At 70.7% G+C, this 25,914-nt stretch carries 22 protein-coding genes and 1 pseudogene; 10 read left to right on the forward strand and 13 right to left on the reverse strand.

Features of this window, described 5'->3' with window-relative positions; genetic code table 11:
* Window positions 1-40: 40 nt before the first annotated feature.
* Window positions 41-1,777 (forward strand): glycerol-3-phosphate dehydrogenase/oxidase, encoded by a 1,737-nt coding sequence (locus ID574_RS22850; RefSeq protein ID WP_188190993.1) that lies wholly within the window; start codon window positions 41-43, stop codon window positions 1,775-1,777.
* Between the two features lie 77 nt (window positions 1,778-1,854).
* On the opposite strand, the gene ID574_RS22855 is transcribed toward ID574_RS22850, so the two are convergent.
* From ID574_RS22855 to ID574_RS59980, 3 genes are all read right to left on the reverse strand, one after another.
* Complete coding sequence (locus ID574_RS22855) at window positions 1,855-3,093, reverse strand: S8 family serine peptidase (RefSeq protein ID WP_188190994.1); 1,239 nt, start codon at window positions 3,091-3,093, stop codon at window positions 1,855-1,857.
* Window positions 3,094-3,198: 105 nt separating this feature from the next.
* Window positions 3,199-5,133: a beta-propeller domain-containing protein gene (locus tag ID574_RS22860; protein WP_188190995.1), complete on the reverse strand. Its 1,935-nt coding sequence runs from the start codon at window positions 5,131-5,133 to the stop codon at window positions 3,199-3,201.
* 31 nt (window positions 5,134-5,164) lie between these two features.
* Entirely contained in the window at window positions 5,165-7,267 is a 2,103-nt protein-coding gene (locus tag ID574_RS59980; protein ID WP_223166975.1) for a WD40 repeat domain-containing serine/threonine protein kinase, read from the reverse strand.
* A 124-nt stretch (window positions 7,268-7,391) separates the two neighbouring features.
* On the opposite strand from ID574_RS59980, the gene ID574_RS22870 reads away from it, so the two are divergent.
* The 3 genes and pseudogenes from ID574_RS22870 to ID574_RS22880 form a co-directional block, all read left to right on the forward strand.
* Window positions 7,392-8,897, forward strand: coding sequence for a succinic semialdehyde dehydrogenase (locus tag ID574_RS22870; protein WP_188190996.1), 1,506 nt, complete (start codon window positions 7,392-7,394; stop codon window positions 8,895-8,897).
* 14 nt (window positions 8,898-8,911) lie between these two features.
* Entirely contained in the window at window positions 8,912-9,493 is a 582-nt protein-coding gene (locus ID574_RS22875) for a TetR/AcrR family transcriptional regulator (RefSeq protein WP_188190997.1), read from the forward strand.
* Window positions 9,494-9,539: 46 nt separating this feature from the next.
* Window positions 9,540-10,268 (forward strand): annotated as a pseudogene (locus ID574_RS22880) (pyridoxal-phosphate dependent enzyme); the annotation flags it as partial.
* A gap of 64 nt (window positions 10,269-10,332) precedes the next feature.
* On the opposite strand, the gene ID574_RS22885 reads toward ID574_RS22880, so the two are convergent.
* Window positions 10,333-11,076, reverse strand: coding sequence for an N-acetyltransferase (locus ID574_RS22885; RefSeq protein ID WP_188190998.1), 744 nt, complete (start codon window positions 11,074-11,076; stop codon window positions 10,333-10,335).
* Window positions 11,077-11,153: 77 nt separating this feature from the next.
* On the opposite strand from ID574_RS22885, the gene ID574_RS22890 reads away from it, so the two are divergent.
* Together ID574_RS22890 and ID574_RS22895 are read left to right on the forward strand one after the other, a co-directional pair.
* Window positions 11,154-12,644, forward strand: a complete 1,491-nt coding sequence (locus ID574_RS22890; protein WP_188190999.1) for a DUF885 family protein — start codon at window positions 11,154-11,156, stop codon at window positions 12,642-12,644.
* Between the two features lie 81 nt (window positions 12,645-12,725).
* Window positions 12,726-13,547, forward strand: a complete 822-nt coding sequence (locus tag ID574_RS22895; RefSeq protein WP_188191000.1) for an SDR family NAD(P)-dependent oxidoreductase — start codon at window positions 12,726-12,728, stop codon at window positions 13,545-13,547.
* On the opposite strand, the gene ID574_RS22900 is transcribed toward ID574_RS22895, so the two are convergent.
* Complete coding sequence (locus ID574_RS22900; RefSeq protein ID WP_188191001.1) at window positions 13,538-14,491, reverse strand: DUF2207 domain-containing protein; 954 nt, start codon at window positions 14,489-14,491, stop codon at window positions 13,538-13,540. The genes ID574_RS22895 and ID574_RS22900 overlap by 10 nt on opposite strands.
* A 97-nt stretch (window positions 14,492-14,588) precedes the next feature.
* Here ID574_RS22900 and guaA point away from each other — a divergent pair, with 97 nt between their 5' ends.
* On the forward strand, window positions 14,589-16,136 hold the full coding sequence (gene guaA / locus ID574_RS22905) for a glutamine-hydrolyzing GMP synthase (RefSeq protein WP_188191002.1): 1,548 nt from the start codon (window positions 14,589-14,591) through the stop codon (window positions 16,134-16,136).
* Window positions 16,137-16,209: 73 nt separating this feature from the next.
* On the opposite strand, the gene ID574_RS22910 is transcribed toward guaA, so the two are convergent.
* Window positions 16,210-16,563: a hypothetical protein gene (locus ID574_RS22910; RefSeq protein WP_188191003.1), complete on the reverse strand. Its 354-nt coding sequence runs from the start codon at window positions 16,561-16,563 to the stop codon at window positions 16,210-16,212.
* Window positions 16,564-16,934: 371 nt separating this feature from the next.
* Between ID574_RS22910 and ID574_RS22915 the strand changes: the two genes are divergently transcribed.
* From ID574_RS22915 to ID574_RS22925, 3 genes are read left to right on the forward strand one after another with little or no spacing between them, the layout of a single operon-like run.
* The gene (locus tag ID574_RS22915; RefSeq protein WP_223166976.1) at window positions 16,935-17,090 is read left to right on the forward strand and encodes a hypothetical protein; all 156 of its coding nucleotides are present in this window, start codon (window positions 16,935-16,937) and stop codon (window positions 17,088-17,090) included.
* Between the two features lie 58 nt (window positions 17,091-17,148).
* Window positions 17,149-17,445 (forward strand): type II toxin-antitoxin system Phd/YefM family antitoxin, encoded by a 297-nt coding sequence (locus ID574_RS22920; protein ID WP_188191004.1) that lies wholly within the window; start codon window positions 17,149-17,151, stop codon window positions 17,443-17,445.
* Window positions 17,442-17,681: a hypothetical protein gene (locus tag ID574_RS22925; protein WP_188191005.1), complete on the forward strand. Its 240-nt coding sequence runs from the start codon at window positions 17,442-17,444 to the stop codon at window positions 17,679-17,681. The genes ID574_RS22920 and ID574_RS22925 overlap by 4 nt, the downstream gene beginning before the upstream one ends.
* A 119-nt stretch (window positions 17,682-17,800) precedes the next feature.
* On the opposite strand, the gene ID574_RS22930 is transcribed toward ID574_RS22925, so the two are convergent.
* The 7 genes from ID574_RS22930 to ID574_RS22960 all read right to left on the reverse strand — a co-directional run bounded on the left by ID574_RS22930 (window position 17,801) and on the right by ID574_RS22960 (window position 25,914).
* A complete protein-coding gene (locus tag ID574_RS22930; protein ID WP_188191006.1) occupies window positions 17,801-19,537 on the reverse strand; it encodes a DUF1996 domain-containing protein in 1,737 nt (578 codons plus the stop codon).
* Between the two features lie 112 nt (window positions 19,538-19,649).
* Window positions 19,650-20,816 carry a CU044_5270 family protein gene (locus tag ID574_RS22935; protein ID WP_188191007.1) on the reverse strand — a complete coding sequence of 389 codons (1,167 nt, stop codon included), beginning with the start codon at window positions 20,814-20,816 and terminating at the stop codon, window positions 19,650-19,652.
* Complete coding sequence (locus ID574_RS22940) at window positions 20,809-21,360, reverse strand: RNA polymerase sigma factor (protein ID WP_188191008.1); 552 nt, start codon at window positions 21,358-21,360, stop codon at window positions 20,809-20,811. Before ID574_RS22940 ends, ID574_RS22935 begins: the two co-directional genes overlap by 8 nt.
* Window positions 21,361-21,427: 67 nt before the next feature.
* Window positions 21,428-23,230, reverse strand: a complete 1,803-nt coding sequence (locus ID574_RS22945) for a hypothetical protein (RefSeq protein ID WP_188191009.1) — start codon at window positions 23,228-23,230, stop codon at window positions 21,428-21,430.
* A gap of 31 nt (window positions 23,231-23,261) precedes the next feature.
* Window positions 23,262-23,939, reverse strand: coding sequence for a polysaccharide deacetylase family protein (locus tag ID574_RS22950; RefSeq protein ID WP_188191010.1), 678 nt, complete (start codon window positions 23,937-23,939; stop codon window positions 23,262-23,264).
* 36 nt (window positions 23,940-23,975) lie between these two features.
* Window positions 23,976-24,686, reverse strand: coding sequence for a class I SAM-dependent methyltransferase (locus ID574_RS22955; RefSeq protein WP_188191011.1), 711 nt, complete (start codon window positions 24,684-24,686; stop codon window positions 23,976-23,978).
* Between the two features lie 10 nt (window positions 24,687-24,696).
* On the reverse strand, window positions 24,697-25,914 hold the full coding sequence (locus ID574_RS22960) for a glycosyltransferase (protein ID WP_188191012.1): 1,218 nt from the start codon (window positions 25,912-25,914) through the stop codon (window positions 24,697-24,699).

Here is a 25,914-nt window from a genome sequence, read left to right on the forward strand (position 1 = left end):
GGTGGGTAAATAGGGAGCGCAAGCGATCCCAGGGGGAATTATGGCGTCGGGAAGGGGCGTGGCACGGCTCGGGCCCGCGGAGCGCGCCGCGGCACTGGAGAGCATGGCGGCGCGCGAGCTCGACGTGGTCGTGGTGGGCGGGGGAGTCGTCGGGGCGGGAATCGCGCTCGACGCCGTGACCCGCGGCCTCGACGTCGGCCTGGTCGAGGCCAGAGACTTCGCCTCCGGCACCTCCTCCCGCTCCTCCAAGCTCATCCACGGCGGCCTGCGCTACCTCGAGCAGCTCAACTTCGAGCTGGTGCGCGAGGCGCTCCAGGAGCGCTCCCTGCTGCTGCAGCGCATCGCGCCGCACCTGGTCAGGCCGGTGCCGTTCCTCTTCCCGATGACCCACTACGGCTGGGAGCGGCCGTACGTCGGCGCCGGCGTGGCGCTCTACGACACGCTCGGCTTCGCCTCCGGCCTCAGCCGCGGCGTGCCGGGCCACCGGCACCTGTCCAGGTCGCGGGCGCTGCGACTGGCCCCGGCGCTGAGGAAGACCGCGTTCACCGGGGCCATCCAATACTGGGACGCCCAGGTGGACGACGCCCGCTATGTGATGACCATGCTGCGCACGGCCGCCACCTACGGCGCGCACATCGCGCCGAGGTCGCAGGTCGTCGGGTTCCTGCGGGAGGGCGAGCGGGTCACCGGCGTGCGGGTGCGCGACCTGGAGTGCGGCGACGAACTGGAGGTACGCGCCCGGCAGGTGGTCAACGCCACCGGCGTGTGGACCGACGACATCCAGGAGCTGGTGGGAGGGCGCGGGCAGATCCACGTACGCGCCTCCAAGGGCATCCACCTGGTCGTGCCGCGCGACCGGATCCACTCCTACACCGGGATCATCCTGCGTACCGAGAAGTCGGTGCTGTTCGTGATCCCCTGGGGCCGCCACTGGATCATCGGCACCACCGACACGGAGTGGACGCTCGACAAGTCCCACCCGGCCGCCTCCCGGCTGGACATCGACTACCTGCTGGACCACGTGAACGCCGTGCTGTCCGTCCCGCTCACCCGCGATGACGTCGAGGGCGTCTACGCGGGGCTGCGGCCGCTGCTGTCGGGCGAGTCCGACGAGACGTCCAAGCTGTCCAGGGAGCACGTGGTGGCGCATCCCGTGCCGGGACTCGTGATGATCGCGGGTGGGAAATACACCACCTACCGGGTCATGGCGCGCGACGCCGTGGACGCCGTGGCGCACGGGCTCGACCAGCGGGTGCCGCCCTCGTGCACCGACCGCATCCCACTCGTCGGCGCCGAGGGCTACCAGGCGCTGTGGAACTCCCGGCACCGGCTCGCCCAGACCTCCGGCCTCCACGTGGCCAGGATCGAACACCTCCTCCAGCGGTACGGCACGCTGATCGACGAGGTGCTGGGGCTGATCGAGCGCGACCCGTCGCTGGCCAGGCCGCTGTCCGGGGCCGACGACTACCTGCGCGCCGAGATCGTCTACGCCGCCACCCACGAGGGCGCCCGGCACCTCAACGACGTGCTGACCCGGCGCACCCACATCTCCATCGAGACCTTCCACCGCGGCCTGGCCGTGGCGCAGGAGGCCGCCGAGCTGCTGGCCGGGCCGCTCGACTGGGACGGGGAGCAGGTCAAGAGGGAGGTGGAATACTTCACCAAGCGAGTGGAGGCCGAGCGGCGCTCCCAGGAGCAGGACTCCGACCAGGAGGCGGACGCGATCAGGCTCGGCGCGCCGGAGATCGTCCCCGTCGTCGTACCGGAGCGCAAATGACCGAGCCGTCGCAGCAACAATTGTCCGGCTGCTCCCCGTGAGCTGGCGGGCGGCCCGGAGGCCGCCCGCTGAGGGTTCTAGTACCGCGTGGCGTCATGGACGTCGAGCAGTGGCTCCTTGACGCCGTCGCCCGAGTCGTCCGTCCAGTTGGAGTTGCCGGTGGAGATCAGCGTGCTGCGCACCGCCAGCGCGCCCGCCCGCGTCGTCGGCTTGCGGGCTCCGGAGGTGAGGACACCCGCCGCGCCGGCCACGTGCGGGGCGGCCATCGAGGTGCCGCTGATCGTGTTGTAGCCGCCGTTCCGCCACGTCGAGTAGATGCACGTGCCGGGTGCGGTGATCTCGATGGTGGAGCCGTAGTTGGAGTAGAACGCCGAGGTGTCGTCCTGGTCGGTCTCGCTGCGGCAGGACAGCGTGCTGCCGCCGGCGCCGCCGGGCAGGCCGTCGTTGTCGGTCAGCGCCGAGACGGTGACCACGTCGGGGTGGTTGGCGGGGAAGAACGTGGAGGCGTTCGCGTGGCTGTTGCCCGCGGCCACGACGACCACGACGCCGGCGTTGACCGCGTTCGCGATCGCGGTGCTGATCGCGCTGCTGGAGCAGCCGTTGCAGCCCAGGCTCAGGTTGACGACCTCGATGGTGGAGGCGCGCTGCACCACCCAGTTGAGGCCGGCGGCGATGCCGGACAGGGTGCCGGAGCCGGCCGCGTTGAGGACCTTCACACCGTGGATGCGGGCGCCGGGCGCGACGCCGACCGGGCCGATGGCGTTGTCGATCGCGCCGACGGTGCCCGCGACGTGTGAGCCGTGGCCGTTGTCGTCGGTGCCGGAGTTGTTCAGGCAGACGCCGGTCAGGCAGTTGGCCCGCGCGACGACGTTCAGGTCGGGGTGGGTGTGGTCGACGCCGGTGTCCACGACGGCGACGTCCACGTCGATGCGTACGTCGTCGGCGCCGTCGATGTCGAGGTTCGGGTTGTCGGGGCCGAAGATCCGCCGCACGCCGGTGGGCGTGGTCTGCGGGAAGGCGGTGACCTCGGCGTCGGGCTCCACGCTGAGCACGTTCGGGTTCCGCTTGAGCTGCTCGGCGGCGGCCGCGCTCAGCCGGGCGGTGTAGCCCTTGAAGGCGTGCTCGTAGACGCCGACGAGCTCGCCGCCGTGCTGGGACACCTGGTTCTCGGCGGCGCCGCGGGGCGCCCGCATCGACGGGTTGAGCTGGACGATGTACGTGCCGTCGGGTGCGGCGGAGGCTGAGGCGGGGATCGGCGCCGTGAGTAACGCCAGCACGCCGGCGAGCAATGCGAACAGGGGGGTGCGTGATCGCATGAAGGCCCTTTCTCGACAGGGGGTGTCAGTAAAGTTTTCACCACGTGTCGGGAAAAGTCCACAAAAAGAGCGCCGATTCGCTACGAATCGGCGCTCTTCGATTACCTAACGAAGCGGGATCCAGGCTTGTGAGGCGAGTGTCGCGGCGTCGTTGACCTGGACGCCCTCCGGAGAGACCGTCCAGATCGAGGTACCGATCACCATCGAGCGCTGGATGCCCGGCTGGTACGGAATGTCCCCCTGCTGGCCCTGCGTCGGGTGCTTGATCATGCCGACCTTTGACACGCCCGAGTCATCGATCTTGAGCACCAACGCGCCGGACTCGTTCTGCTGGGTCAGCGGGATCACCGACAGCCCGGTCTTCGGCCAGTACAGGAACGCGTGCGGGTCCCACTCGGCCTCCGAGCCGGAGTCCTTCTGGAACAGCTGTGACAGCCGCCGCGGGCTGGCCGGGTCGCTGACGTCGAACAGCGACACCTGGGTGCCGAGCGTCCTGCCCTGCTCGCTGGCCTCCTGCCCGATGCCGATCAGCCGGCCCTCGCCGCCGGGGTGCAGGTAAGCCGAGTAGCCGGTGATCTTCAGCTCGCCGGTCACCTTCGGCGCCGCCGGATCGCGCAGGTCGAGCGTGTAGAGCGGGTCCACCTGCCGGAACGTGACGCAGTAGCCGACCGGGCCGATGAACCTGACCGAGTAGATGCGCTCGCCCTTGCCCAGGCCGCCGACCTCGCCGGTCTTGGCCATGCTGTCGGCCTTGAGGACGTGGACGGCGCTGGAGCTGCTCTTGCCGTCGGCCGAGTTGAGCGTGGTGGCGACGCGCAGGTGGCCGTCATGCTCCGACAGCGAGTACTGGTTCAGCAGCCGGCCCTGGACCTTGCCGGAGGCCACGTATGAAGGCGGTCCCGGCGCGGCGACGTCGAACCGGTGGATCTCGGTCTCCTCCGGCGGGATCGTGGGGGTCGGGCTGGGCTCCGCGGGCGTGGGGTCCTCGGCCGGGGGGACGGCCGGGGTCTCCTCGATAGGCATCGGCATCGGCCACCACCAGCGCGGGTTGCTGGCCACGTACAGGCTGGCGCCCGTGCCGTACACGATGTCGCCGTCGGCCGCGAGGCTGATCGGGTCGGTCCCCGCAGCGGTGAGGCCCCGCGCCAGGTCGAGGGTGTGGACGGTCAGGAGCGAGGTGCCGGTGTAGTCGGCGGGGTGGCTGACCCGCTCGCACTTGACCGCGTCCTTCCTGACCGTGCCGGACGCGTCGGTGATCTCGATCTTGGGCAGCCAGGCGTCGACCGGCGCCTTGCGCACGGCCTCCTGGTTCGCCTTGATCATCTCCGCCTCCGACGTCTCGTTCTTCGGCTGCGGGAACTCGATCTCCGGCTGGCTGCGGGTGACGATCCTGATCGTCGAGCCGACCATCCTGGCGTCCACGTACGAGCCCTGCGGCTTTACCGTGCCGAGGATCTTGGGCTCGGCGGCCAGATCGATCAGCACGTACCGGGTGTCGCCGGGCGGAGCGATTGACTTGACCATCATGTCGCCGTAGCCGCGGAACAGCACCAGCGCCCGGTTGCCGAACAGCAGCAGGTCGGCCGGGGCGAAGACGCGCTCGTCGCCCTCCGTCAGCTTGAGCGTCGAGGTGACCTTCCGCGTCGCGGTGTCGATGACCCGAAGGGTGCCGCCGGTGACCGTGATCACCCGGTTGCCGTCGGTCTTGACCAGGTCCGGCTCGTCCACGCCGGCCTCGTGCACGTTCGTCGTGGAGTGCTCGGGTGTGTCCGCCTTCGCGTTGGCGGTCATCGCCGCCGTGTCCTCCTGCATCCGCGCCACCGGCACGACCCGGCCGAACCCGTACGCGCTGACGTTCTTCGCGGTCCGCTCACGCAGGCCCGCCAGCAGGTCGCCGCAGTCGCTGTAGGCCACCAGGCGGACGGCGCCCAGCGTGGTCTTCCGGGGAGCCGGCGCCGGGTCCTCCGCGGACGAGGTGCAGGCGGCCGTGACCGTCGCCAGCGCGGCGGCGGTGGCGGCCGTACGGATCAGCGTCTTCATGACCTCATCACGGCTGTCCGGGCCGGATGGTTCAGGAGCCCCTTTGCGGGTTGACGGTGAAGGCGGGGCTGAAGTCGAGGTTCTCCGGCACCTCCACCAGCTTGCGCACCAGCTTGCCGTTGAAGTCGGCCACTTGGATCTCGTCGTTGACGCCGTTGTCCTGCTCCCAGCAGTAGAGGTGGCTCTCGTCGTAGAAGCCGAGCACCTTGTCGCAGTCGGAGGAGAACTTGCGCAGGCGCTCGCCGGAGGCGGAGTCCCAGATGCAGTGGTCGCCGTCGCCGCCGTTGGGGCAGTTGGTGACGAACGCCTTGCCCGAGGGCGAGAAGATGGCCCGCGTGCCTGCGGACAACGTGCCGATCTTATCCGTCGACCGCGTGGCCTTGCCCTCTGCGTCGTAGAAGCGCAGGCCGACGTTCTTCTCGTCGCCGTAGACGTTGATCGCGCCCTCCTCCTGGGCGTCGAAGCCGAAGGCCGTGTCGCGGACCGAGGAGTCGCTCACGTCGACCGTGATGGCCTTCTTCGTGGGCACGTCGATGATGACGAAGCCCAGGTAGGACCAGTTGTCGCCGGTCTTCTTCTCGATGTTGAGCAGGATCTTCGAGCCGTCCTTCGACCACGCCCTGATGCTGCTGATCAGCGGCTTCTTGACGGTCTTCACCGTCGTACGGTCGTCGGACCGCCGGTCGGTGATGGTGATGAAGTCGTAGTTGTCGGAGCTGTAGCTCTTGCCCCGGCCGGCCAGGTAGCGGCCGTCCGGAGACACCATGGACTCCCAGTTGCCGGCGTATTTGGTGAACGTGCCGTGCAGCGAGCCCCTGGCGTAGTCGATCCAGTCCTCCTTCGCCTTGTCGTAGACCTCGTAGGAGGTCAGGACGATCGCGTCGGACGGGTGCTCGTACAGCGAGATGTTTCCGCCGGGGAGCGTCCTCTTGGTGCCGGTCCGCGGCACGGCGGCCGGGGTCGAGGACGGGCTGGGCCGGGTGCTGGTCCGCGTCTGCGTGGGCGAGGGCGTCCGCTGCGCGACCACCGACGACCTGTCGAACTGGACGATCACCACCACGCCCGCCAGCAGCAGTAACGCGACCGCCACCGTGATGCCGGCGATCAGCGGGGTCCTGCTCTTCTTCTGCGGCGGCCGGCCGTACATGCTCGGGTAGGTCGGCTGCCCGTACGGCGGCTGCTGCCACTGCTGATGGGGATGCGGCGGCGGTGGGACGGGCGCGGAGTGCGCGAGCGGAACGGGGCCGGGCAGCGGGACCTGGCCGGAGTATTGGACCGGTCCCGACGGCGGGCCGGACGGCGGGCCGAAGGGCGGCGGCGGAGCCGCCTGGGGAGCCGCTTCGGCGGCGGCCTGCGCGAGGATGCCGGTGTTCGGCGCCGGGTGCTGCAGCAGGCGCATGATCACCTGCTCGGCGGTGGGCCGTTGCGCCGGGTCCTTGTTGAGGCAGGCGGCCACCACGTCACGCAGCGTCCCGTCCAGGGCGCCGAGGTCGGGCTGCTGGTTGAGCACCCGGTTGATCACCGCGGGCATCGTGTCGCTGCCGAACGGCGCCCGGCCCGACGCGGCGAACACCATCGCGCTCGCCCACGCGAACATGTCCGCGGCCGGCCCGACGGCATGCCCCATGATCTGCTCGGGCGGCATGTACGACGGCGTCCCCACGACCATGCTGCTGATCGTCGAGGTGGCGTTGAGCGCCCGCGCGATGCCGAAGTCGATCACCCGCGGCCCGTCCGCGCCGATGATCACGTTGGCCGGTTTGAAGTCGCGGTGGACGATGCCGGCCTGATGGATGGCGGCCAGCGCGGTGGCGGTGCCGATGGCCAGCCGGTGCAGGGTCGTCCCCGTGCGCGGACCCTCCTCCTGCACCACCCGCTGCAACGAGGGTCCTTCGATGAACTCACTGATGATGTACGGCCGGTCCTGCTCGACCCCGGTGCCGAGGACGGCGGCGGTGCAGAACGGCGCCACCTGTTGTGCCACCTGGACCTCGCGCAGGAACCGCTCGACGCTCACGTGGTCGCCCGACTGGTCGGCCCGCAGCCACTTGATCGCGACGCGGGCGCCCGCGGAGTCTTCGGCGAGGTAGACGACGCCCTGGCCGCCCTCGCCGAGCCGGCCGAGGAGATCCATGCCCCCCAATTGCTGTGGATCTCCGGGTCGTAGCGGAGCGAAGGATGCCATGAAGGGATTCTGTCGCTATGGGGCGAATCCGCAAAAACTACCCGCCGGTAGCCCAGCGGAATATCCTCCTGTCATGCACGTGACGTCCAGCGGCGAGACCCAGGGCATCATCGCCCCTTTCACCGGCGACACCCTCGCCGAGCTGCCCATTTCCACGGCCGAGGACGTCCGGAGGGCGTACGAGAAGGCCAGGGCCGCCCAGGCCGCGTGGGCGGCGCGACCCGCGGCCGCGCGGGCGAGACCGTTCCTCTCGCTCCACGACGCGATACTCGACCGCAGGAACGAGATACTCGACATCGTCCAGGACGAGACCGGCAAGGCCCGCAAGCACGCCCTCGAAGAGGTGCTGGACGTTGCGTGCTGCAGCCTCTACTACGCCCGTCGCGCGCCCGCCCTGCTCGCCCCGCGCGCCCGCAGGGGCGTCTTCCCCCTCGCCACCCGCGTGGCCGAGCTGCGCCAGCCCAAGGGCGTGGTCGCGCTGATCTCCCCGTGGAACTACCCGCTCTCGCTCGGCGTCACCGACGCGGTGCCCGCGCTGCTGGCCGGCAACGCGATCGTCCACAAGCCGGACACCCAGACCGCCCTGTCCACGCTGTGGACCATCGACCTGCTCGCCGAGCTCGGCATGCCGCGCGAGATCTGGCAGGTCGTGCTGGGCGAGCCCGCCGACATCGGCGACGCGCTGCTCGACCACGCCGACTACGTGGCCTTCACCGGCTCCACGCGCGGCGGCAGGAAGATCGCCGAAGAGGCGGCCAAGCGGCTCATCGGCTGCTCGCTGGAGCTCGGCGGCAAGAACCCGATGGTGGTGCTCGACGACGCCGACCTCGACCTGGCCGTGCAGGGCGCGCTGCGGGCCTGCTTCACCAACGCCGGCCAGCTCTGCCTGTCCATCGAGCGCCTGTACGTCCACGAGTCCGTCTTCGACGACTTCGCCCGCCGCTTCGTCAAGCAGGTCAAGAACCTCAAGCTCGGCGCGGGCCGCGACTGGTCGGTCCAGATGGGCTCGCTCACCTCGCAGCGTCAGCTCGACGCCGTCAGCGCTCATGTGGCGGACGCCGTCGCCAAGGGCGCGACGCTGCTGGCCGGCGGCCGGCCCAGGCCCGACCTCGGCCCGCTGTTCTACGAGCCGACCGTGCTCACCGGCGTCACCGAGGACATGGACCTGTGCCGCAACGAGACGTTCGGGCCGGTGGTGGCGCTCTACCCGTTCGCCCGCGACGCCGAGGTGGTGGAGCTGGCCAACGACACGATCTACGGGCTCAACGCCTCCATCTGGACCTCCGACCTGGCGCGCGGGCGGGCGCTCGCCGCCCGCGTCAAGGCCGGCACGGTCAACATCAACGAGGGGTACGCCTCCGCCTACGGCTCCTACGACGCCCCCATGGGCGGCGTGAAGGCCTCCGGGCTCGGCCGCAGGCACGGCGCGGAGGGCCTGCTGCGTTACACCGAGGCCAAGACCGTGGCCTCGCAGGCGAGCTGGCTGGGCTTCGAGCCGCCGTCGGGGCTGCCGTACGAGAAGTGGGCCGACCTGCTGGTCGGCACGCTCAAGACGATGCGGCGACTGCGGCTGAAGTGAGCTTTCATGTGAAGGTGAACGATCAGGGTACGGCCGGGCGCATCGTGGCCGTCGCGCAGAAGATCCTCCTCGAGGAGGGCGCTGACGCGGTCAGCATGCGGCGCGTGGGCGACGCCGTGGGCATCACCGCCATGGCCATCTACCGGCACTACCCGAACAGGGAGGCGCTGCTCCGCGCCGTCGCCGACCGGAGCGCGCGGGAGCTGGCCGAGGCATGGGTGCGGCGGTCGCCGTCGGGCGGGATGGAGGAGCGGATCTCGGCGGCGCTGGACGACTTCCTCGATTTCGCGCTCGGCAGACCGCACCTCTACCGCTTCTTGATGTCCGACGCCTGGTCGGGGGCGCGGCGCTTCCCGGAGGACTTCCGCGACGGGCAGGGGCCGCCGTTCAGCGTGGTGGCGGCGCTGGTCGAGGAGGGCATGCGGACGGGCCTGCTGCGCGAGGACGACCCCCTGGAGACCGCGCTGGTCGTCACGTCGGCCGCGCAGGGGCTGGTCCAGCAGTATCTGAGCGGGCGGATCGGCATGGCCGAGCCCGACTTCCGCGCCCTGTGCCACCGGGCGACCTGGCGGATCATCAACGGGCTGCGGGCGTAGCGTCGTTCGCGCCAGGTGAGCGGACGAGCCTGACGCGCAGCCGACCGGGAGCCGGCGGCATCGGCACGCCCGGGCGCTGTTCCGCCGGGCCGTCCTGGACGGGCTGGTCGCCGAGGGCACGACCGTGGTCGAGGCCACCGGCGGCGACGCGGCCGTGGCGCAGGCGTGGTTCGCTCGGCGGCTCGGGTTGCCGTACACCGTGGTCATGCCGGGGGAGCGCAGCGAGGCGCGGGCTCGGGTGGTGGAGGAGTTGGGCGGTGAGTGCAGGTTCGTGACGCCGCCGCTGGCGATCTACGACGCGGCCCTGCGGATCGACGGGCATTTCCTCGACCAGTTCGGGCGGGCGGCCGAGCACGATCTGGCGGATGAGCTGTTCACGCAGGTGCGGCCGGACTGGGTGGTGACGGGGGCGAGCGACCGGCATGCCGTCGCGCATCGAGGGCATCGGGCGACCGCGCATCGAGCCCGGGTTCCGGCCCGACCTGGTCGACCTGGTCGTTCCCGTGCCGGACGCGGCCGGTGTGGCGGCGGCCCGGCACACCTCAGGGAGGTCACCGGGCTGCCGGTGGGCGGCTCGTCGGGCACCGCACTGTGGGCGGCGCTGGAGCTGGTCGAGCGTATGCGGGCCAAGGGCGAGACCGGCACCGTGGTCTCGCTGATCGGCGACGCCGCCGAGCGGCACCTGGCGACCTATCACAGGGAGGAGTGGGCGGCCGGCAAGGGCCTGGACGTCGGCCAATACGCGGCCGAACTGCGGCGCCGGGCCGGCGTCTGAGCCGGCGGCGCGCATTCGGCGGGTCCCGTCATCGGGCCTGCCGGGGTCCGGGCGCGGGATCCGGTCAGGACAGCGGGTGGCTGACCCAGACGTTCGGCTCCACGTACACGGCATGATCGTGCTCCACGAAGCACTGCACCACGTTGAGCGCGCCGGGCACCTCGACCGGCCCCGTGCGGTCGAACGGCAGGCCGGTCCACGTCCGCCACTCCGCCAGCGTGCCCGCGACCACCATCGAGCGCGGCGCCACCTTCACGATCTTCCCGCCGGCCCGCACGTGCACCCGCAGCCAGGCGTCGTGGGGGAGGCCGTCGTCGCGGGTGCGGTAGGCGTACTCGGACATGGGGGTGTGCGGTTCGAGGTGCTTCCTGTTGGGCCGGACCGGCGCGACCAGCTCGGCGAAGCCGAGGTGGGCGGCGCGCTCCCGCATCGCCGCCAGCATGATCGACGAGAGCCCCGTGCCCTGCAGGTCGCGGCGTACGCTGATCTCCAGGGCCGAGACGGCGCCGGGCCGGCGGCCACGCTCGCGGGCCAGCCATCCCCGCCGGATCACGCCGTCCCATCCGTCGTCGGGCAGCTCGGCCTCGTCCGACCAGTACGGGATCATGCACCCTCGCGCCACCAACCGGCCCGGATCGGCGTCGTCGTCGGCCACGAGCACATGCTCGGCGTAGGTCGTCTCGGCGATCGCGTAGAACAGATCGGCGATCGGGTCGTGGAGCATGAACTCCGGCCACGTGTGGTCCATGCTCCACAGCTCCGGCGTGAACTCGGGACGTTCGGCGAGCGTCGTGATCTGGATGGCCATGGCCGTCATTCTCACATCACGCTTTACCGGGAAGCGCACGATTTTCCGGCACATATGCGTGCGCTACCGTCGGCGGCATGACGGAACTTGACCCCAGGCTGCGTGCGGTCGCGGACCTCATCGTGGCCGAGGCACGCGAGGGCGGCGGCAGGCACGAGTACGACGGCCGCATCCAGGACCTGTCGCCCGACGGCGTGCGGGCCGGGCTGGCGCGGCTCGGCGAGGGGGCCGCGCCGGAAGACCCGCATGACGCCGAGCACCTGCGGGTGTTCGAGCAGAGCCTGCGCTACCAGTTCGGGGAGCTGGAGCTGCACCGTACGAACCCGATGGTCCACCTCTCCAATTTCGACCTGGCCTGCTACGACCGCGACTACGGCCCCGAGGAGGAACGCGCCGCGGCGAAGGCGGCCCACCTGGCGCTCTGGCCGGACGCCGTGGACTGCGCGATCGCCTCGCTCGACCGGCTCAGCGCGCCTGTCGCGAAGTCCCTGATCGGCGCCGCCAAGGGCCTGGCCGCCGGAGTCAGTGACGAGACGGCGCTGCGGGCCCACGCCAGGCTGGTCGCCCACCTCGAAAGCGCCGCGGCCGAGGGAGATCCGGACGCCGCGCTCGGCGGCGAGGCGCTGGCCGGGCTCATGGGGACGGCCGAAGGACTGCCGGTGGACCTCGGCCGGCTCGCCGAGCGGGCGGACGCCGAGCGCGACCGCCTCATGGCGCTGCTCACCGACGCCTGCGCCCGGCTGGGCCGCTCCGGGCCGCCGCTGGACGTCGTACGGGAGCTGGTCAGGGACCACCCCGACGCGGACGGCGTGATCGAGGCGGCCAGGGCGGGCACCGCGAAGGCCATCGCGTTCACCAGGGAGAAGGACCTCGTCCCGTACCACGACGGGGAATGCCTGGTCGGGCTGGCGCCGGAGTCGCGCCGCTGGGCGATGGCCATGATGGCGTGGAACTCGCCCGGCGAGCCCGAGGGCCCGTCCTGGTACCACATCACGCCACCCGACCCGTCCTGGCCCGAGCACGAACAGGAGGAGTGGCTGGAGGTCTTCAGCTACACGACGCTTCCGGCGATCAACGTGCACGAGGTCGCGCCCGGGCACTTCTCGCACGCCCGCGCCCTGCGCCGGGCGCCGTCGGACGTGCGGCGGCTGCTGCAGTCGATGGCGTTCATCGAGGGGTGGGCGCACTACGCCGAGGAGCTGTGCGTCGAGGAGGGGTTCGAGCCCGACGACCCGCGCTTCGAGATCGGCGTGTGGGTGGAGGCGCTGATCCGCGTCACGCGGCTGGCCTGCGCGATCGGCGTGCACACCGGTCAGATGACGGTCGAGGAGGGCGCCAGGCGCTTCGAGTCCGACACGCACCTGGCAGGCCCCGCGGCGCTGGCGGAGGCGCGGCGGGCCACGTTCGACCCGACGTACGGCCGTTACACCTGGGGCAAGCTGCTGATCCTCGATCTGCGCGAGCAGGCGCGCAAGGAATGGGGCGCGGGCTTCACCCTGCAGCGCTTCCACAAGGCCCTGCTCGACCTCGGCTCGCCGCCCCTCGGCCTGATCAACGCGATCCTGTAGCGATCTCGGGGCCCCGGGGCCTGATCGGTGCGATCCCCTAGCCCCTGGGCCTGATCGGCGTGATCCTGTAGCGTCGATCACGTGCGCGAGCTCGTTGGCAAAGTGGCGGTGGTGACGGGCGCGGCCAGCGGCATAGGCCGCGCCCTGGCCCTGCGGTTCGCGGCCGAGGGCATGACGTTGATGCTCGCCGACCTCGACTACGGCGGCCTCGCGGAGACGGCCGCGCTGGCCGGGGACGCCAAGGTGCTCACGCAGATCACCGACGTGTCCGACGCGGCGGCCGTCGCCCACCTGGCCGACCGCTGTTTCGGCGAGCTCGGGGCCGTGCACGTGCTGTGCAACAACGCCGGCGTCTACCAGGGCGGCCACATGTGGACCCGCACCGAGGAGGACTTCGCCTGGGTGCTGGGGGCCAACCTGTGGGGCGTGCTGCACGGCATCCACGAGTTCGTGCCACGCATGATCGAGCAGGGCACCGAGGGCCACATCGTCAACACGGTGTCGGTGGCGGGGCTGTTCGCCGTGCCGGGAGCGGGCGCGTACGCGGTCAGCAAACACGCCGCGCTGGCCGCCTCTCTGGCGCTCGCTCAGGACCTGGCCGCCGTCGGCGCCAAGCTCCGCGTGACCGCGCTCTGCCCGGGCGCGGTCAGGACGCGCATCGCCGACTCGGCCCGGACACGTCCTTCCGGTCTGGCCGCCACCCCCAGCCAGGACGAGGCGGACTCGCTCGACCAGGTCGGAAGGGCGGCCGAGTCGGGGATCGAGCCGTCCGATGTGGCCGACCTGGTCGTGGCGGCCATCCGCGAAGAGCGGTTCCTGGTGCTGACGGACCAGAAGTACGCCGCCCGGCTGCGCCTGCAGACGGAGACCCTGCTGACCGGGGACCTGCCCTCCTACCAGTGACGTTCGTGGGCCAGGATCCTGACCACCGTGCCGCTGCGCGGCTTGACGAGCAGCCGCACCGAGTCGCCCGGCAGCACGTCCTTGTACGTCTCCTGGTCCACGCGGTACGCCTTGGCCTGCGCCGATCTACCGTCGTGCAGCGCGAGACAGTAGGTGTGGCGCCGCGACCCGGGCTCGTCGCCCGACGTGACGTCGACCCACCGCTTGACCACGTATCCGGCGACCTCCTGCCGCTTGGGGCCCGGCCCCTCGGATCCGGCGGGTTCGATCTCCACCCCCAGCCAGCCGCTGCCCGTGAAGATCCACTCCTGCTCGTGGTTCAGCGGCGCGGCCTCCGGCCCGGCGATCTCCCGGCCGCGGGCGGTCAGGAGGAACCCCCGCCCGCCGAGGATCAGGCTCCCTCCTGCCACGACCGCCACCAGCGACGCGATGCCCCCAGCCCACGACGCGCCGGCCTGGGAGACGGTGGCGTACCAGGGGATGACGAGCGCGACGGCGAGGAGCACCGGCACGATCATGGTCTGCCAGCGACGGCGCGCCAGGCCGAGATCGAGGGCGCACTGCCGGACCAGCGGCATGAAGTCGCTCTCCAGATCGGCGCCGTCGGGCATGAGGGCGACCACCGGCGCGTTCGGCGCGCCCGCCATCCGGGCGGCCACCCGTTCCAGCACCCACCGCTCGTAGGGCAGGAGCGGCTCCCGGCGGGGAGGCGTCAGAGAGAGGCGATCGCCGTGGATCGTCGCCCACCCGCGCCCGGCGAGCTCGAACAGCGCCGCGTGGAAGACCTCCTGCGCCCGCAGGCCACGCAGGAGCTCCACCACGGGCTGGGGGGCCTGCGCGGCGGAGGGCGTCTTCGACGGCCGCTCGCGGCCGGACACCTTGAAGGCGGTGACCAGCGCGGAGGCCCACAGAGCCCACGCGGCCGCCGGCCAGACAAGATCCATCGTTCTGTGTTAGCACGAGTGCCCGTGCCAGGCCAGGCGCAATATCCAGGACCGATAGACTGAGGGCACCGCATTTCGCCTTTGGGGGGTTCTCACGGTGTCTGAATTCGACACAGTTCTGGTGGTCGACTTCGGCGCGCAATACGCGCAGCTCATCGCCAGGCGGGTGCGCGAGTGCCACGTCTACTCCGAGATCGTGCCCTCGACCATGCCGGTCGAGGAGATGATGGCGAAGAACCCCAAGGCGATCATCCTGTCCGGCGGCCCCTCCTCGGTCTACGCCGAGGGCGCGCCGCCGGTGCCGCACGGGCTGTTCGAGACGGGCGTGCCCACGTTCGGCATCTGCTACGGCTTCCAGGCCATGGCCCAGGCGCTCGGCGGCAAGGTGGCCCGCACGGGCGTCGCCGAGTACGGCGGCACCGCGCTGGAGGTGCTCGACGAGGGCGTCATCTTCGCCGGCCTGCCGGCCACGCAGAAGGTCTGGATGTCACACGGCGACAGCGTCGCGGCGGCGCCCGCGGGCTTCACGGTGACCGCCTCGACCCGCGAGACGCCGGTCGCCGCCTTCGAGCACCCCGGGCGCGGGCTCTACGGCGTGCAGTTCCACCCTGAGGTCCTGCACTCCGAGCACGGCCAGGTGGTTCTCAAGCACTTCCTCGACGCCGCCGGCTGCCGCCCCACCTGGACGATGCTCAACATCGTGGAGGAGTCCGTCGAGGCCGTGCGCCGCCAGGTCGGTGACGGCCGGGCCATCTGCGCCCTGTCCGGCGGGGTCGACTCGGCGGTGGCGGCCGCGATCGTCCAGCGCGCCATCGGCGACCGCCTGACCTGCGTCTTCGTCGACCACGGCCTGCTGCGCAAGGGCGAGGCCGAGCAGGTCGAGCGCGACTTCGTGGCAGCCACGGGCGTGAAGCTCCGCGTGGTCGACGCCTCCGACCGCTTCCTCAAGGCGCTCGAAGGGGTCACGGACCCCGAGGAGAAGCGCAAGATCATCGGCCGCGAGTTCATTCGCGTCTTCGAGGACGAGCAGCGCGCCATCATGGCCGACGGCCCCGTGGAGTTCCTGGTCCAGGGCACGCTCTACCCCGACGTGGTGGAGTCGGGCGGCGGCACCGGCACCGCCAACATCAAGTCCCACCACAACGTCGGCGGCCTGCCGGAAGACCTGCAGTTCAAGCTGGTGGAGCCGCTGCGGGCGCTGTTCAAGGACGAGGTGCGGCGCGCGGGCGAGGAGCTCGGCCTGCCCGCCGCCATGGTCTGGCGCCAGCCGTTCCCGGGCCCCGGCCTCGGCATCCGCATCGTCGGAGAGGTGACCCGCGAGCGCCTTTCCCTGCTGCGCGAGGCCGACGCTATCGCCCGCGAGGAGCTCTCCCGCGCCGGCCTCGACCGCCAGATCTGGCAGTGCCCGGTGGTCCTGCTGGCCGAGGTGCGGTCGGTGGGGGTGCAGGGCGACGGGCGCACGTACGGCCACCCGGTGGTGCTGCGGCCGGTCACCTCGGAGGACGCGATGACGGCGGACTGGGCGCGGGTGCCTTACGACGTGCTCTCGCGCATCTCGACCCGCATCACCAACGAGGTCCGCGAGATCAACCGGGTGGTGGTGGACGTGACGAGCAAGCCCCCGGGCACCATCGAGTGGGAGTGACGCGAAGCCGAGGCTCCTGGCTCGCGGAGTGACGTCATCAGGCAAGGATGAGTGCCGCGAGGGTTTTGCCGGCCTACGGTCCCGGGTTGGCGATTTGGATGATGTGCAGTGGCTCATCGAAGGCTTGGGCTGCCTTCTCCCAATGAGACCTGCTCAGCGTGAGGACCGGGCACACCGACGCGTCGGCGATGGCGGCGACGTGCGCGTCTCCCCATCCGAGCTCCCTGCGGTCGAGTACCGAGGCCAGGACCGTCCCGTGCTCGGGTTCACGTGCTCCCGCAACCGTGATCTGTTCCATGGTCGCGATGCCGAGCAACAGGTCCGTTGCGTCTTTGGCGCCATCACAGTCGAGTGAGGCCCCGGCAATCGCCAGTACGGACATGACCATCGGCTGCCCCTCGGCGTCGAAGCGGGCGACCATCTCCATCAGGTCGCTGTCGCCACGAGCCAGTTCGGCAGGATTCCGGTATCGAGGATGAGCGGGGGCAAGGTCATCGTGGGATCTCGCCAGAGTAGCCGGGTAGGTCGGCAAGTTGCCTCTTGACGTGCGCCGTCATCCGGTCGACGCGGTCGTGATCGGCACCTTCCCGCGCTCGCGCCAAATGGTTCTCCACAATCGCCTTGCGGCGTCGCTCCTCTCGCACACGTGCCGCGAGTGCCTCGTTGACGTAGGCGGACAGAGATTTGACGTCATCGTCTCCCACGCGAGCTTCACGTATTCCACAAGGTCGGGGTCCAGCGTGACGGCGATACTGGGTCGTACGGCTCGCGTGATGGCGTGCTCGCGAGAGAGCGGCCATGATGCAGGCGGTCCCGGCGAGCTCGTCGAGTGCGCCGTCGTTGCCGCCACGTGAGATCTTCCTGCTGTGGCAGGCGGGACGTACGCATTCCCCTCTCGCGGCACGGGCGATCGAGATCACCGTCGAGACCGCCCGCGAGATCTCTCAGCGGTGATGCCAAGCGGCTGTGTGCATGATGTGCATGATGAACATCATGTGCGTATCGTCGGAGCGTGACGACTGACTCGCTGGGCATCGTTGAAGCCCGCAAGAAGCTGGGCGTACTGGTGTCCCGAGCCGTCCATGGCCACCGCCCGACGAGGATCAGCCGGTCCGAGGACGAGCGTGCCGTGCTCATCTCGGAAGAGGAGTATGAGGAACTGCTCCGGTTCCGCCGTGAACGGGAAGCCAGTCAGGTTCGCGAGGCCATGGCCGCTCACGAGCGGGGCGAGCTGCGCATGCACCGCTACGAGAGCCGTGACGACCTCCACGCCGACTTCGGCCTCCCCGCGCCGGGCGATCGCTCTTGAAGCGACCTCTGGAACTCGCCGACGTCGTCAGCGAGGCCCTGAAGGAAGCCGCACCGGGTCTGCGAGCCATCATCGTCAACACCCTGCTCGACCTGACCGAGGAGCCGGAGCCGTTGGGCGCTCGCCCGTACGGAGGCATCCCGAACGCGTTCGAGCTGCGTACCGACACCTTCCGCCTTGCGTACACCCGCGGATCCGACCACCTGTCGGTGTGGGTCCTGCAGATCAACACCTGAACATTCGCCGACTGATTCGACGGGCCGTTGTCCGCGCCGGCTTCGAAAACGCCACGACGGCCGGATCACCACTAGGGCAGGGCGGTGACCGGCCGTCGGCGGGAGTGTGGGCTACCTCATCAACACCTCCTGTCGTTGTTGATGCACTGGACGACCTTGTTCATGAGCTCTTCCGACATCACGACGACGGAGCCGGCGTGGTCGGTGTTCGGGCTGTTCTGCTCGCTGGCGAGACTGTCCACCGCGAAGGGCACGCTCTTCCCCTCGGGCGCCGTGTTGGGCACGTCGTCGTACGTCAGCGTGATGCGCAGCTGGGGCACGGCCTCCATGCCGCTCGGGCAGGTGCCGCTCTCGTCGGGGAAGGCGAGGTGCGTACGGTCGGCGCTGTCGATGTCCTCGCCGTCCCAGCAGCTGGGCATGTCGAAGACGCGCATCAGCTCGCTGCCCGCGGGGCAGATCGGGTACTTGTCCGTCACGCGGTTGGTGAAGCCGCTGCAGGTCCACGTCGCGCGGGCGTTCTTCCCGCCCTTCGAGGCGGCCCTGGGGTCGCCGCTGAGCATTCTGAGGAACTGCGGCATCGCCGTGACCTCGGACTTCGGGTTGCCGCGGTACTCGATCCGCACCGTCGACGGCTCCACCGGCTGGCCGGCGTTGTCGCCGGGCGCGTCGAGGGCGGAGTCATCGCCGAGGATGCGCAGGGTCGGCCAGAAGTAGGCCGACCGGTCCGACTGGTTGCTGCAGGTGGTGTCCGCCTCGGCCAGGCTCTCGTTGGTGGAGAGCGCGTCGGTGGACGTGTTGCCGACGTAGTCGTACTGGGCCTGGGCTCCGTCGGTCACGCCGGGAGCCGTGATGATGTTGTCGGTGTTGCTGTGCTCATCGCTGCTCGTGCCGCACCGGGACAGGAACGTTCCCGCCGAGCCGGAGTCGGTGGCCTGCGGTTGCTTCGAGACCGGGACCGTCTTGATGTCGACGTAGTCGGCAGCCGTCAGCCCGTCGTCGTTTCCCCCGTTGGTTGCCCCGTTGCCGAGGCTGCATGTGGCCAGGGAATCCAGGCCGGTGGGGCGTTCGGCGACGCGGCCGATGGCTGTGGCGATGCGGTTGATGGCGGCTACGCGTTTGTCCTCGAGGGGTTTGAGGATGGAGTTCTGGAAGAACTCGGGTCCTTGGTCGGATGATCGGGCCAGGCGGTTGTTCGCCTCCTCGATCTGCTGGTCGAGTTGGGCGAGGTTGCGGTCGACCTCGGCCTTCGCGTCGGCCGGGATCTCGGGGAGCTTTTCGGCCACGTTCGGGCACGTGATCGTCTGTGCCGCCCCTGCTCCTGTCCCCGTGGGGGAGGGGGACGGGGAAGCGGTGCCGCTCTTGGACGGCGTCGGGCTGGATTTCTTGGACGAGGACGAGGACGGTGACGGGGAAGCGGTGCCGTTGCCGGACGGCGCCGGACTGGCGGAGTCGCTCATGCTGCATGGCGCCAGGGAGTCCAGGCCGGTGGGCTGTTCGCCCTCGCGGCCGATGGCTGTGGCGATGCGGTTGATGGCGGCTACGCGTTTGTCCTCGAGGGGCTTGAGGATGGCGTTCTGGAAGAACTCGGGCCCTTGGTCGGATGATCGAGCGAGTTTGTCGTTGGCTTCCTTGATTTGCTGGTCGAGTTGGGCGAGGTTGCGGTCGACTTCGGCCTTCGCGGCCGCCGGGATCTCGGGAAGCCGGTCCGCCACGTTGGGGCAGACGATCGTCTGCGCCGCCGCTGTCCCCGCATGGGCGGACAGCGGCGCGCCGGCGAGGGCGATGGCGATGCTCCCCCCTATGTAAACGGCTCCTCGCCACGGTCCGAAGCTTCTTCCCCCGAACAGATTCCGCATCCGCTCCTCCTTCCGGTCTCCTGACCCTTGGGCGGGAAAGTGCGATCTTTCGAGAGGTACGGGAATCACCGGTGGAAGGGTTCAGACCGCTACCGCGAACACGCGGACCGATTCACGGGATCGGCCGCTCGCTGAGCCGGCAGTCACGCGGTCGGGAAGGGCGGTCATCCGTCCAGCCCGCCTCTGGCGCCCAGGCCGTGTAGTGCATGAACGTCCCCTTGGCGAGCCCCTCCGCGCTCTCGGCGGCGATGGCGGCATCGGCGGTCAGGACGGCCCCGGTCCGCGGGTCGAGAATTGTGGTGTAGCGTTCGGCCACTTCGTCGTCGGAGCCGAATACGGTGGTGAAGCCCTCGCTCTTCACGAACGCGACAGCAAGCCCCGGGCGCCCCAGAGGGTCGGTGATCGAGCCGCCCACCTTGGTCGTCGGCAGGTCGGCCAGGAGCCTGAGCACGGCCGCCCGGACCGCGGGCCTGACCGGCATGTGCAGCAGGGCATATGACACGGGAAGGAACTCCTCGAACGTCTCCCTCTTCCCCTCCGCCTTCCAGCGCGTCCGCAACCATTCGCGCAGCTTGGCCGGATCGGCTGGCAGCGCGGCGAGGTCGGCGAGCGTGAGCGCCCCCAGCCGGAGGTCGCTGAACACGCCGCCCGGGTTCACGGCCCGGGTGTACACGCACTGCGAGGGCTCCGTACGCAGCCGCTCCTTGCTGCAGTCCTTCGCGGCCGTGCCGGGCGTGCACACCCGCTGGACCACGGGAGGCGAGCCGGCCGCGCGCCAGGCCCGCTCGTCGGCGGGCGTGGCGGGACGGACGTACTCCATCCGGCTCCGCACCTGAACGGGATCCCGCGGATCGCTTGGCTCCCAGAGGTCCACCCGCTTGACGGACAGCACGTTGAAGGTCTCGTCCCCGGCACGCACCCGGAGAAGGTAGGTGTTGAGCAGCGGCCTGCGCCAGTACGCGCCGGTCTCGTCCGGAAGCCGCGCGACGTCGTCCGCCAGCCGGAGCAGGGCGTCCTTGCCCGTGACGGGGGGAGGGGTCAGCACGGTCGGCGGTGCCGGGGCCAGGTTCGACACCAGGGTGATGACGGCGGTGACGATGGCGATCGTGGCCGCGGCGGCGCCCAGCGTCCAGCCCCAGGGCCGCATTCGCGGGCGGGCGCGGCGCCGTACGGGCCGGTCCATGGCCGTGGACAGCCGGGCGCGGGCCCGCTCGACCACCTCGTCCGAGGGCGGCCGCGCGTCGGGCAGGGAGCTCGCCAGGAGGTTGATCTCATCCATGGTTCTCCTCCAGGGGGTTGACGTCGCCGAGCGCCTTGCGGAGCTGTTTGCGGGCGCGGTTGAGGCGGGAGGCGACCGTACCGGCCGGGATCTTCAGCGCGGCGGCGACCTCGGCGTGGCTGAGGCCGCCCAGCGCGCTCAGCAGGACGACGTCGCGGTCCCCGCCGTTGAGCCCGGCCAGCGCCCCCGCCAGCCGGCCGGTCAGCTCACTCGCGGCCACCCGGGTCAGCGCGGCGTCCTCGTGGCTGTGCTCATGGCGCTCGGCCGTCCGGCTGAGGGCCTTCCACCTGCGGAGCTCCGTCCGGCGGTGGCGGGCGACGAGATGCGTGGCGATGCCGTAGAGCCACGGCCGCACCTGGCCGCGCGAGGCGTCGTAGCCGCCCCGGTACGCGGCCAGGAACACCTCGGCGGCCAGGTCGTCGGCTATGTCGTCGGACAGCCGCCTGGCGATGTAGCGGTGGATCTCGGCGAAGTGCGCGTTGAAGATCTGCTCGAAGCCGTCCCGGAGATCGGGCGGGTCGACCAGGTCGGGTCGTGGGGCCATGCAGGCAACTCCGCGGGAGTCGAGCGGACAGTGAACGCTCCTTCTTGCCCGGAGCCCCGCGATGCTTTCACGGCTGCTCGCGCTCGACCGGCTCGGCCAGCTCGACCAGTTCCGTCGGCTTGACGGCTTCGAGCGGCTCTGTCGGCTCGTCGTCGGGTTCGAGTTCCTCCGCCGGTTCGGGGCCGGGGTCGCGCAGGGTCGCGGGTTCGAGTTCCTCCGCCGGTTCGGGGCCGGGGTCGCGCAGGGTCGCGGGCTCGGGTTCCGCCGCCGGCTCGGGTTCCTCATCTGGCTCGGGTTCGGGCAACGTGGCCGGCTGGGGTTCGGGTTCTGGCTCCAGTCCGGGTTCCGGCAAGGCGACGGGTTCCGGCTCGTCCGCGACCTCGGGCTCGGGCTCGGGAGAGGGCTCAGGCGCCGGCGTGGGTTCCGGGCGCGGTGGCCGTACCAGGTGCCACCCCCGCCGTACGAGCCGCACCGCCAAAACCCCGGCACTCCCCAGGAGCAACGGCACTAGCAGCGCCCCGATGAAGATCGGCGAGGCCATGTACCGGAAGTCCTGCGCCGAGATGTTCGCCATGATCGCCAGCTGCTGCCCCGCCACCACGGCCGCCACCCCGAGCACGTACCGGTTCCGCCGCGCGGCCGCCCCCAGCGCCACCGCCAGGTACGACAGGTACGCCCACGACGCCCCCCGCCACAGCGCCCAGTCGTACTCGGGAGCCAGCGCCCCCGTGAGCCACGGCTCGGCCACCTGGTTCAGCTCCTGTGACAACGGCCGCAGCGAATACACCCACCGCCCGGGGAAGTCGGGCACCTTGCCGGGGCCGACGTAGGTGTCGGCCGTGGGCCGGCGGGAGAAGCGGTACGTCGCCCCGCCCGTCATCAGCGGGTCCTGCACGGGCTTCCAGGCGATCGCCCCCCGGCAGAGCCGGGCCTCGACGATCAGCCGCGGATGCTCGACCAGCAACCGTTTCCACAGGTCCAGCAGTTCGGTGGCGTGCGCGTCGGCCTGCTGCCAGTTGAAGTCGCTGCGCCAGATCAGCGGGTTGATCGTGTAACAGGTGCCGCCCCACCACCACCGGGTCAGCGGCGCCACCGACGTCATGAGCGCCTTGTCCTGCCGGCTGAACAGGTCGGGCCGGTCCCGGTACGCCACCGCGATGTCCCCGTACGCCGTGTGGTAGACGTACGTCTTCGACGGGGCGGCGATGCCGAACTGGGGCAGGATCAGGTTCGTGAGCGCGAGCGGCAGGGCCGCCGCCAACGTGCCGACGAGCACCAGGCTCACCCGCATGGTCCGGACGACCACCACCAGCGCGACCACGGCCACGCCCGCGACCAGGAAGCCGTTGGCGCGGAACAACCCGAGCGCCAGTAGCAGCGCCCCGAGCCCGGCCAGCCCGGGCCCGGTCACCCGGCGGTTGGCCGCGAAACGCGCGCACAGGCCCGCGATCGCCACCACGCAGATCGTGAACGGCACGTCCTTCCATAATGTGACCGTGAACGCCCCCAAGGGCGGCGCCAGCGGCATCAGCACCGCGACCGCCGTGGTGAGCCCGCGGGGGGCGCCGAGCGCCTTGAGCGACTGGGCCAGGAACGTCAGCGCCCCGGCCATGGCCGTGGTCTGCGCGAACGTGACCGCGCCGAGGTCGCCGGTCTTGGTGAAGCTCAGCCACAGCAGCGCGTCGTAGACCACCGAGTGATCGCTCACCCAGGGGCCGACGACGGTGTGGCTCAGGTAGAGGACGGAGTCGCGGCTGAACAGGCCGGGGTAGAAGGCCGCCCACCAGCACCCGAGCACCGTCTGGATGATGAGGAAGGTCGCCAGCGCGACCCACGGCTTGGGCTTCTCGACGTTGGTGTCGCTCCCCATGGTTCCATTTCCGAGCTTGCCGGGACTCCCTCTAGGGGTAGCTCTCCCCGGGCTCCGGCCCCTTGCCGCCGAGCAGCGTCGGCACCGTGACAAGGTGATAACCGCGCTTCTTGAGCTCCTTGACGATGCCGGGCATGGCCTTCGCGGTGGCCGGGACCGTGTCGTGCATGAGAATCACGCCGTTGCGCTTGGCCAGCCGGAGCACGGCCGCCTTGATCTTCTCGGCGTCGCGCAGCTTCCAGTCGAGCGTCGTGCCCGTCCACAGCACCTGCGCGAGGTCCACCTGGTACGCCAGCCCCAGCACCCGGTCGTCGGTGTGACCGTAGGGCGGGCGGAACAGGGTCGGCGTCCGCCCCGTGGCCTGCTGGACGGCCTCCTGGGTGGTCTTCAGCTCGTCGAGGATCTGGTTGTCGAGGAGCGTCGGCAGCGAGGCGTGAGAGTAGGTGTGGTTGCCGATCGCATGCCCCTGCGCCACCACCTGCGCGGCGATCTCGGGACGCTGCTCCACCTGCTTGCCCACCAGGAAGAAGGTCGCCTTCGCCCCCGCCTGCTTCAACGCCTTGAGCACGGCGGGCGTGGTGGCCCCCGGGCCGTCGTCGAAGGTCAGCGCCAGGCATTTGACCCGGGCACAGTCGATCTTCGCCTGAGAGGTGGTCGCGGGCAGGGAGGTCACGGCCAGCGAGGCCGCGAGTAAGGCATGAATCACCACAAACGACAGCCTAGGGCCAACATCCCTCGCCCGATGTCACGGGCAGAGCTCACTTCCCAACCGCGCCCGCATGAACAATGTCACACCGTTGAGGGATTGGACGGGCAGATACCGCTCGGCCGCGACAATCGCCGACAGCCCCGCGTTGACCAGGGCCGGCAGCTTGCGCAGGTCGCTGCCCTGGGAGCGGCGGCGGTACCGGGCGACGAGCGGCCTCAGGAGCACGTTCCAGCTCCAGATCCGGTCCACCCGCAGCCCGGCCTTCTCCACGACGACGGTCAACGTGTCCCGGTGGTAGCGGCGGACGTGGCCGACGGCGTCGTCGTGGGCCGACCAGAGCGACATGTCGCATGGCACCGCGATCAACGCGTGCCCGCCGGGCGCCAGCACCCTGGCGATCTCCGCGGCGACCAGATCGTCCTCGCGGATGTGCTCCAGCACGTCGAACGCGGTCACCAGATCGACGCTGCCGGACGCGAACGGCAGCGCCCGCGCGTCCGCCCGGACGGCCGGGACGCCGCGCTTCCTGGCCAGCGCGACGGCCGTCTCGCTGGTGTCCGTCGCCGTCGCGTCCCAGCCCGCCTCGACCAGTACCCGGGTGTTCCCGCCGCCGGCGGCGCCGATGTCCAGCGCCCGGCCGGGGCGGCCGAGCGTGCGCAGCTCATTGCGCAGGACGGCCCGGCGTTCGCGGTACCACCAGTGGGTGTCCTCGAGCGCGATCAGTCGGCGGATCTCTGTGGCTTCCATGAGTGTTCGTTCAGTTCCTCGTACGGGAGAAGACCCAGCGATCCAGCGCGGTGAACCGGATCACGGTGAGCAGGCAGTACGTGGTCACGACCGCGCCCACTTCGGCCAGGCGACCCCCGTCGGGCGGCACCGTGAGCACGGCCAGGGTGGTGAGCGCGTAATTCGCGATGAAAAGCACGGCCGCCCGGAAATGCATGGTGGTCCGCCGGACCCGGCCGAACGTCCACCGGCGATTCGCCTCGGTATTGATGACCCCGGCGAGGACGAGTGCCCCCAGGTTCGCCGTCGCGGGCTCCCAGAATTCGCGCAGCGGAAGGTAAATCAGCGTGTACAGGCCCACGGAGAGAACGCCGATCGCGGCGAACGAGGCGAATTTCGCCACCGTTACCGCCCGCGGCCGGGCCACGACAGCGTCCGGATGCCGCGGCATGGGCTCCGACCTGGCCACCGTGACCCGGTGCCGGCCCATCGACATCGACCAGGCGACCCTGACCAAGCCCTTCAGGTCGTCGATGGCCGTTCTGACCACGCGTACGCGCGAGTCCACGTCCTCGATCCAGTCGACCGGCACCTCGTGCACCCGGAGCCCGTTGTGCTCGGCCAGCAGGAGCAGCTCGGTGTCGAAGAACCAGCCGTCGTCCTCGATCGTGTCCAGCAGCGGCCGGACCACGTCGGCCCTGGCCGCCTTGAAACCGCACTGGGCGTCGCTGAACCCGGCGCCGAAACCGTACCTGAGCAGCGCGTTGTAGCCGCGCGACACGACCTCGCGGCGCAGCGAGCGGCGGGTGCGCGCGCTGTGCGCCAGCCGGGTCCCGATGGCGATCTCCGAATGCCCGCTGGCCACCGCCGCCACCAGCGGGAACAGGGCGTCGAGGTCGGTCGACAGGTCGACGTCCATGTAGGCGACGATGTCGGCCGGGCTGTCCCGCCAGGCCGCGCGCAGCGCCGCGCCGCGCCCGCGTACGTCTATCCTGCGGGCGTGCACGCGGTCGAACTCCCCGGCCAGCGCGGTGGCGACCGGCCAGGTGGCGTCGGTGCTGCCGTTGTCCACGATCGTGATGCGCCACGGCAGCGGGAAGCCGTCGCCGAGGAAGGCGGCCAGGGTGCGCACGCAACCGGGGAGGGCGCGTTCCTCGTTGAGCACGGGGATGACGATGTCGACGCTCGCCAGCCGGGTCGCGGTGTCGAGGACGCGGAGGGTCGGCTCCATGGCGGTACGCGTGTCCAT

Origin of the sequence: Nonomuraea sp. SYSU D8015 (assembly GCF_008065375.1) — a bacterium.
Taxonomy (GTDB): domain Bacteria; phylum Actinomycetota; class Actinomycetes; order Streptosporangiales; family Streptosporangiaceae; genus Nonomuraea.